At 61.8% G+C, this 8674-nt stretch carries 7 protein-coding genes; 1 reads left to right on the top strand and 6 read right to left on the bottom strand.

The features are described 5' to 3' along the window. Nucleotides 1-92 precede the first annotated feature (92 nt). The 6 genes from AC1RO5_RS30790 to AC1RO5_RS30765 all read right to left on the bottom strand — a co-directional run bounded on the left by AC1RO5_RS30790 (nt 93) and on the right by AC1RO5_RS30765 (nt 7555). Nucleotides 93-1148: an ABC transporter ATP-binding protein gene (locus AC1RO5_RS30790; protein WP_413695025.1), complete on the bottom strand. Its 1056-nt coding sequence runs from the start codon at nt 1146-1148 to the stop codon at nt 93-95. An 18-nt stretch (nt 1149-1166) separates the two neighbouring features. Next, entirely contained in the window at nt 1167-2015 is an 849-nt protein-coding gene (locus AC1RO5_RS30785) for an ABC transporter permease (RefSeq protein WP_493179531.1), read from the bottom strand. Further along, nucleotides 2012-2920 carry an ABC transporter permease gene (locus AC1RO5_RS30780; protein ID WP_413695024.1) on the bottom strand — a complete coding sequence of 303 codons (909 nt, stop codon included), beginning with the start codon at nt 2918-2920 and terminating at the stop codon, nt 2012-2014. The genes AC1RO5_RS30785 and AC1RO5_RS30780 overlap by 4 nt, the downstream gene beginning before the upstream one ends. 218 nt (nt 2921-3138) lie before the next feature. Then, the gene (locus AC1RO5_RS30775; RefSeq protein ID WP_258672554.1) at nt 3139-4242 is read right to left on the bottom strand and encodes an extracellular solute-binding protein; all 1104 of its coding nucleotides are present in this window, start codon (nt 4240-4242) and stop codon (nt 3139-3141) included. A 218-nt stretch (nt 4243-4460) separates the two neighbouring features. After that, nucleotides 4461-5909 (bottom strand): aldehyde dehydrogenase family protein, encoded by a 1449-nt coding sequence (locus tag AC1RO5_RS30770; RefSeq protein WP_493179528.1) that lies wholly within the window; start codon nt 5907-5909, stop codon nt 4461-4463. Nucleotides 5910-5917: 8 nt separating this feature from the next. Next, the gene (locus AC1RO5_RS30765) at nt 5918-7555 is read right to left on the bottom strand and encodes a 5-guanidino-2-oxopentanoate decarboxylase (RefSeq protein ID WP_493179526.1); all 1638 of its coding nucleotides are present in this window, start codon (nt 7553-7555) and stop codon (nt 5918-5920) included. Between the two features lie 159 nt (nt 7556-7714). Between AC1RO5_RS30765 and AC1RO5_RS30760 the strand changes: the two genes are divergently transcribed. Further along, nucleotides 7715-8596, top strand: a complete 882-nt coding sequence (locus AC1RO5_RS30760) for a LysR substrate-binding domain-containing protein (RefSeq protein ID WP_019651392.1) — start codon at nt 7715-7717, stop codon at nt 8594-8596. Nucleotides 8597-8674: the final 78 nt, after the last annotated feature.

Genomic DNA, 8674 nt, shown 5'->3' with positions numbered 1-8674 from the left:
CCCCCCCCCCCCCCCCCCCCCCCCCCCCCCCCCCCCCCCCCCCCCCCCCCCCCCCCCCCCCCCCCCGCTCCTACGGGATTGGTGGTGTTTTCTTAGGCGCTCAGTACTCGGCACGCCTCAGCCGGCAAGGTCACCGACACCGGGTTGCCAATGCTCAACCCAATGCCCTGGCACGGCGTGCTCAACGCGGTAAACGACACCCCGGAACATTCGACGGTGGTTTCAATCGTAGCGCCGATATCTCGCACAAACGTCACCTTGCCGAGCAAGCGATTCCCCGCCGTGGCCTGCGGTTGCGACAGTTGCAGGTCTTCCGGGCGAATCAGCATTTTCACCTTCTCCCCCACCACAATGCTGCTGCAGATCGGCACTTGCAGCGCATCACCGCCGGGCAGGCTGACCTTGCCGTTGCCCAACGCCGTGGCCGGGAAAATATTCCCCGAACCGATAAAGTCCGCGACGAATTCATTGGCCGGATGACGATAGATCTCAATCGGCGTGCCCACCTGCTGCACTCGATGTTCACCCAGCACCACCACGATGTCGGCCATGGTCATGGCTTCGCGCTGATCATGGGTGACCATGATGGTGGTGATGTTCAAACGCTGTTGCAGCTGACGGATTTCCACCTGCATCGACTCGCGCAGCTTGGCGTCCAGCGCCGACAGCGGTTCGTCGAGCAGGAGGATTTTCGGATGGTTGGCAATCGCCCGGGCAATCGCCACTCGCTGACGCTGACCGCCAGAGAGTTTTGCCACCGGGCGATCAATCATTTCCTGCAGTTGAATCAGCTCAAGCAACTCCACCACCCGCGCCTGCTGATCAGCCTTGCTGACCCCACGCAGTTTCAGCGGATAGGCAATGTTCTCCCCCACCGTCATGTGCGGAAACAGCGCCAGCGATTGAAACACCATGCCAAAATTACGCTGATGCGCAGGCGTATGGCCGATGTCTTCACCGTCCAGGCGAATCTCGCCGCCAGTCAGGGTTTCGAGCCCGGCGATCATCCGCAGCAAAGTGGTTTTACCGCAGCCCGACGGGCCGAGGAAACACACCAGTTTGCCCTCGGGCAAATGCAGGTTTACATCCTTTACCGCGCAGGCCGAGCCGTAATGTTTCTCGACGTTTTCCAGAATCAGACCAGTCATTTGAATCACCTCAAGAAATCAGAACGAAACGCCGCCTTCGCCAACCAACTTTTCCAGCGCCCAAATGAGCACGAAGTCGATCAGCACGATCAGCACGGCAAACGAGAAAACGGTAGGGTCGAGCGAAGACACGGTGCGGCTGTACATCCAGATCGGCACGGTCATGACGTCGATGGTGTAGAGGAAATAGGTCACGGTGAATTCGTTGAACGAAACGATGAACGCCAGCAGCATGCCCGCCAGAATCCCCGACTTCATCAACGGCACCACCACATCGACAATCGCCCGCAGCGGTGAAGCACCGAGCATTTGCGCGGCCTCTTCGACTTCGCTGCCGATGGAGAGCATCGCCGCGGTGCAGTTTTTCACCACGAACGGCAGCGCCAGAATCACATGGGCAATCACCAGCCGCGAAGTGGTGATCTGGAACGGCAGGCTGTCGAACACCAACAGCAAGGCCAGGCCCAACACCACCATCGGAAACACCAGTGGCAGCGACATCAATTGCAGCGCCACGGCCTTGCCACGGAACTCGCAGCGGGTCAGCGCGTAAGCCGCCGGCACCGCGATGATCGTGGCGAAGATCATGGTCAGGCAGGCCACCATCAGGCTGGTGCTCATGGCTTTGCCCAGGCTCAGCACGTCGCTGGCGTCCGGCGAGACGAAGGTGTGCCAAGCCGCTTTGTACCATTGCAGGCTGTAGCTGCTGGGCGGAAAGTCGAGGTTCGACGCGCCGCTGAACGACATGACGATCATGGTCAGAATCGGCAGTACCGCCAGCAGCAAAATGAAGCCCGAGAGGATGCCGGCGAACTTGCCGGTATCGCCCGGCAACAGCGACTGACGCTTCTTGATCAAGGTGCTCATTGGGAAGCCTCCAGCATGCGCCGACGACGGCCAGTGATGTATTCGGACAAGGTCATGATGGCGAGCGTGGTGACGATCAGCACCACACCGGCGGCGGACGCGGCAGGCCAGTTCATCAGTGGGGCGATCTGGTCATGGACCATCACCGCCAGCATCGGCACGCGCCGACCGCCGAGCAGCAAAGGCACCACGAAGCTACTGGCGTTGTAGGCGAACACCAGCGTCGCGCCGGTGATGATCCCCGGAAAGCTCATCGGCAACACCACTTGGCGAAACACCTGAAAGCGACTGGCGCCCAGGGTGGCAGCGGCTTCTTCGTAAGTGCGGGCGACACCGCGCATGGCGCTGGCAATCGGCAGCACGGCCAACGGGAACGCGGTTTGCACCAGGCCCATCAATACGCCGTTCTGGTTGTACAGCAGCATGATCGGCCGCTTGATCAGGCCCAGGCCCATCAGCGCCTGATTGAGCATCCCGCCCGGGCCGAGAATCACCAGCCAGCCGTAGCTTTGCAGTAACAGGTTGACCAGCAACGGCAACAGCACCGCCGCCAGGAAAATCCGCCGCACGAACGGTGAGGTCAGCCGCGACATGGTGTAGGCCACCGGGATCGCCAGCAGCACCGCGATCACCGCACTGATCAGCGCCAGGCGCAGAGTCAGCAGCAAGGATTTGAGGTAGTACGGTTCCAGCAATTGCGCGTAACTGGCCAGGCTGAAGCCGGACCACTCCGCACCTTTGGTGCCCACGCTCATGCGCAGCACCAGGAGGCTGGCGGCAATCAGCACGCCGAGAAACAGCATCGACGGCGAGAGAAAAAACCACGCACGCACTGTCGGTGAGACACCCCGATTAGCGCGCGTGGGTGCGACGCTTACCGGATGGGTCAGAGGTTGGTGTTCCATAGCAAGGGTCTCGTCAATGGAAAGCAGCAAGACTGAGATTCGGCAAAACCTGTGGCGAGGGAGCTTGTCGGATCGCCGCACCGTCCCGCTCGGCTGCGTAGCAGCCGCAAAACCAGACACCGCGTTCTATCTGAAAAGGCGCGGTGATTGATTGGGGTCGCTGCGCGACCCAGCGGGAGCAAGCTCCCTCGCCACAATGAATCTTCAAACCGCAGAAATCAGGAAGAAAAGATTTCCGTATAACGACGAATCCATTGGTCATGCACGGTGGCCAGGAAGGCGTTGTCGTGCATGATCGCCTTCTCGGCAATCTGCTCCGGCGTAAGGATGTACGGGCTCTTGCGGGCTTCGGCGGAGATGATCGCCTTGGCGTTGACCGGACCGTTGTAGATGTCTTCGGCCATCTTGCCCTGCACCAGCGGGTCCAGAGAGTGGTTGATGAAGGCGTAGGCCAGGTCGGTATCGCCCGGACGATTTTTCGGCATCACCGAGAGCATCAGGTCGGTGTAGAAACCTTCCTTCATGCCGAACGTGGCGCCCAGACCGTAGGCCGGGTCGCGGATCTGTTTCGGGAAAAACGCCGGCGCGTACAAGCCGCCCATGTCCAGGGACCCGGTGCGGAACAACTCGGCGATCTGGTTCGGGTTTTCACCCAGGGTCACCACGCGGCTCTTGAGCTCGGCGAGTTTCTTGAAGCCAGGTTCGATGTTGTGCTCGTCACCACCGGCCAGTTTGGCGGCGATGATGATCAGGTCCATGGCCTCGGTCCAGTTCGGCGGCGGCAGGAAAATGTTCGGGGCCAGGTCGGCGTCCCACATCGCGGCGTAGCTGTCCGGGGCTTCTTTCTGGGTACGGGTGCTGTAGACCAGGCTGTTGCACCACAGCAGGTAACCGATACCGTGGCCGTTGGCGCCGGTGCGGTATTTCTCCGGTACATCCACCAGGTTGGGGATGCGGTTGAGGTCGGGTTTTTCCAGCAGGTTGGCGGCGGCCAGACCTTCGGCGCCGACGCCGGCCAGGGTGATGATGTCGTACTGCGGACGATCACCGCCGGCCTTGAGCTTGGCGACCATTTCCGAGGTGCTGCCAGTGCGGTCAGCGATGACCTTGCAGCCGTACTTGTCTTCGAAGGTGGCCGCGATATTGCGCAGTGCTGCCAGGCCAGTGTCATCGGACCAGGTCAGCAGGCGCAGGGTCTTGCCCGCAAAGCGCGTGTCGCTGGCGTTGGCCTTGATGAACGGCATGCTCATGGCTGCCGCGGCAACCGAGGCCACGCCCACGGTTTTGATGAATTGACGTCTGTTCAGATCGTGCTCGCCCATGAAGGACTCCCTTTGTTTTTTTAAGTATGAGGTTGGTCGCAACCGTTGCATCCGCGCGGCCAGTTCGGCTTGAAGTCCCCGGTTTCAAAGGACTTGAGCTTGACCGGCGGGTTCATCCTGAGGTCGTGCAAAACACCTGACTATCGATAAAAACTCATTGAAGCCATGACGCTGGCGCATGCCTCATCAAGAGGCATGCGCTCACTGTTTTCGTGCTGTCAGACGGCCCGAATCACGTGTTTGATTTCCTGAAACGCCTGCAAACCCCACGGCCCCAATTCGCGGCCGATGCTGCTCTGTTTGTAGCCACCCCACGCGGTCTGCGGGAAGATCACTTGCGGTGCGTTGATCCACACAAGCCCCGCCTGCAAAGCGTTGGCGACCCGATCGGCGGCCTCGCTGTCGCGCGTAACCACACTGGCGACCAGGCCGAACTGGCTGTCGTTGGCCAGGGCAATCGCCTCGGCTTCAGAGCTGAAACCGCGCACGCAGATCACCGGGCCGAAAATCTCTTCGCACCACAACGCACTGTCGAGGGGCGCGTCGATGAAAATAGTCGGCTGCAAAAAATAGCCGCGCGACAGGTCCGCCGGACGATTGCCGCCGCAGATCAACTTCGCGCCAGCGCTCAAACCACGATCGATGTGGCCCAGCACCCGCTGGTATTGCGCCTGATTGACCAGCGCGCCCATTTCCACGTTCGGGTCGAACGGGTCGGCCACGCGAATGGCCTCGGCACGGGCCTTCAATCGCGCGACAAATTCATCCGCCAACTCATCGGCGACCAGCACGCGACTGGTTGCGGAACACATCTGCCCGGCGTTGAAGAAACCGCCGCCGCAGGCCACTTCCACAGCCAGTTCGATGTCGGCATCGGCGAGCACCAGCAGCGAGGATTTACCGCCCAATTCCAGGCTCACGCCTTTCACGGTTTCCGCCGCCCGCTGCATCACCTGCACGCCCACCGCGTTGCTGCCGGTGAAGGAAATCTTGGCGATGCGCGGGTCAGCCGACAGCGGTGCGCCGACCCCAAGGCCGGTGCCGCAGACCAGGTTGAACACACCGTTTGGCACACCGGCCTCGGCAATGATCGTCGCCAGTTCCAGCTCCGGCAGCGGCGTCACTTCAGACGGTTTGAGCACCACGCAGCAACCGGCGGCCAGGGCCGGGGCGAGTTTCCAGGCGGTGGTGACCATCGGGAAATTCCACGGCACGATCAGCCCCACCACACCGCACGGTTCGCGGCGCAAACGGGCGCTGAAATCGTCGCTCGGCAGTTCCACGGCGCTGTCTTGTTTCGCGTCCAGGCCTTCAGCCAGCCCGGCGTAATACTCGAAGGTGGCGATCACGTCGTCGACGTCGATGGCTGCTTCGAACAGCGGTTTGCCATTGTTGCTCGACTGCAACTTCATCAACTGTTCACGCCCGGCCTGCACGCCCGCAGCGATTCTGCGCAGGATCGCCCCGCGCTCGACGCCGGTGGTTTTCGACCATTGCTTGAAAGCGTTGGCCGCAGCGGTGACGGCCTGATCGACAGCGTGTGCATCACCGCCATTAACGGTGGTCAGCAGCGCTTCGGTCGCCGGGTTGATCACGCGCAGATGTTCGTTGCCAGCGGACCATTGGCCATCAATGAACAGGCCGTCGAGGGTCGTCGGAAAGGTCATAGGAACACTCATTGCGACACCGCCTTCATCCACTGGGTCTGGTCGATTTCAATCAGGGTCGGACCCTGACGATCGGTGGCAAGGCGCAACGCATCACGCAATCCGTCAACACTGCTGACCGCTTCAGCCGCACAGCCCAGCGCCTTGGCCACACCGATGAAATCGGGGGTGTAGATGTCCACGCCCACCGGCTCAATGGCGCGGTTGACCATGTATTTCTTGATCTCTTCGTAGCCCTGGTTATTCCACAGCAACACGATCACTGGTGTGCGGGCTTCCACCGCACTGGCCAGTTCCGGCAGGGTGAATTGCAGGCCGCCGTCGCCGATCAGGCACACCACCGGCGGGCGTGCGCCGCCTTCGACGCTGCCACCAAGCCAGGCGCCAATCGCCGCCGGCAAGGCGTAACCGAGGGTGCCGTAACCGGTGGACGAGTTGAACCAGCGACGCGGGCGTTCCGGGTTAAATGTGAGGTTGCCGGTGTACACCGGTTGGGTCGAGTCACCGACGAACACTGCGTTCGGCAATTCATACAGCACGGTTTCCAGGAAACGGGTCTGGGCCAGGGTCGGGGCGTCCCAGGTCGCGGCAAGTTCTTCTCGCAAGCGAGCGGCACGCACCTGACCCCAGTCGTTGCGGCGCTCGGCCAGCGACTTGTGGGACAGCGCACTCAACAGGGCCTGGGCGGCATTGCGCGAGTCAGCCACCAACGCCACCTTCGGCGGGTAATTACGCACGGTCTGGTCTGGGTCGATGTCCACGCGCAGCAGCACGCCCGGGATTTCGAAGCCGCCGGCGAAGGTGACGTCGTAATCGGTTTCGGCCAGTTCGGTGCCGATGGCCAGTACCACATCAGCCTCAGCCACCAGCGCACGGGTCGCCACCAGGCTTTGGGTCGAACCGATCAGCAGCGGATGGCTGGATTCGAGCATGCCTTTGGCATTGATGGTCAGGGCCACTGGCGCATCCAGCAGCTCGGCCAGTTCAGTCAGCTCGGCCGCCGCATCGATGGCGCCGCCACCGGCGAGAATCAACGGGCGCTTGGCACCGGCCAGCAGGTCGGTCATGCGGCTGATCGCGCTGGGCGAAGCACCGGCGCGGTCGATGTTCACCGGCACGCTGGCGAGCAAGTCATCGGCCTCTTCGACCAGTACGTCCAACGGGATTTCGATGTGCACCGGACGCGGGCGACCGGCCTGGAACAGCGCGAAGGCCCGCGCCAACACGCCCGGCAATTCCGCCGCCGACATCAAGGTATGGGAGAACGCCGCCACGCCGCCGACCAATGCGTTCTGGTTCGGCAGCTCATGCAGCTTGCCGCGCCCGCCGCCCAATTGGCTGCGCGATTGCACGCTGGAGATCACCAGCATCGGGATCGAGTCGGCGTAAGCCTGGCCCATGGCGGTGGTGATGTTGGTCATGCCGGGGCCGGTGATGATGAAGCACACGCCCGGTTTGCCGCTGGTGCGCGCATAGCCGTCGGCCATGAAACCGGCGCCCTGTTCGTGACGTGGAGTGACGTGGTTGATGCTCGAACGGGCCAGCCCGCGATACAGCTCCACGGTATGCACCCCGGGAATGCCGAACACCTGCTCGACCCCGTAATCTTCGAGTAACTTGACCAATACTTCGCCGCACGTCGCCATGTGTTTGCCCTTTTTGTTCGTTTGAGACGCCGGGCCTGCGCAGTGTTTATGATGGATTGGCAGGCCCGGGAATGGCCTCATTGGAACGGGCGACACGTAGCCGCAACAATGGATAAAAAGTCATACTAGCCATGTCCTCACGTCATACCTTGGATCCCAATGAAACGACTGCCTCCCCTGCCGGCGCTGCACACTTTTCTGATCACCGCGCAGTGCTGCAACTTCACCCGGGCCGCCGAACAGCTGCACATCACCCAAGGCGCGGTGAGCCGGCAGATCGCCGGGCTGGAAGATCATCTGGGTTATGAGCTGTTCATCCGCCAGGCGCGGGGCTTGAGCCTGACCGCCGAAGGACGTGAGTGGTTGCCACGGGTGCAGCAGATTTTCGGCCTGATCGACGAGGCGGTGGAGCAGATCGGCGAGAAGCGCGAAACCTTGCAACTCAAGGCGCCGACCTGCGTGATGCGCTGGCTGTTGCCGCGCCTGTTGCAGTGGCAAAAGGAACGCCCGGATGTGCCGGTGGAATTGACCACCACGGTGAAACACGGCGTGGATTTTCATCGCGAGCAATTCGATGCGGCGGTGATGTATGGCGCGCCGCCGGACAGCTCACTGGCCTCCCATCATTTGTTCGATGAGCAGCTGACGCCCGTGTGTTCCCGGCCGATGCTTGAAGGGCCACAGGCCTTGCAGACCCCGGCCGACCTGCAACAGCACTTGTTGCTGCATCCGACCCGGGATGAGCGGGACTGGAAAGCCTGGTTGAAAGCAGCGGATATTCATCTGAGCAATGTCGGCAAGGGCCAGCATTTCGAAACCCTGGACCTGGCGATGTCGATGGCGTCCCAAGGGACAGGCGTGGCGATTGGCGATTGGTCGTTGATCGGCGATGACCTGAGCGCCGGTCGGCTGGTCATGCCCTTTGATTTGAAGGTGAAAACCGGGTTGGCGTATTACCTGGTGTTCCCCGAGAAACCTGCGCCTTCGCCGAAGTTGCGCGAATTGATGGGGTGGTTGGTGGAGCAGGCGCAGGCACGCTGATGATCGTTCCCACGCTCCGCGTCACTAGTGTCCGGTAAAACCTTTTCAGAGCTGAAGGCTGCCTTGGGCAGCCTTCAG

It is taken from the genome of Pseudomonas sp. GW822-FHT02G04, assembly GCF_058802085.1.
The sequence above is the reverse complement of the archived record's forward strand: the minus strand, read 5'-3'. Positions and strand labels throughout refer to the sequence as shown.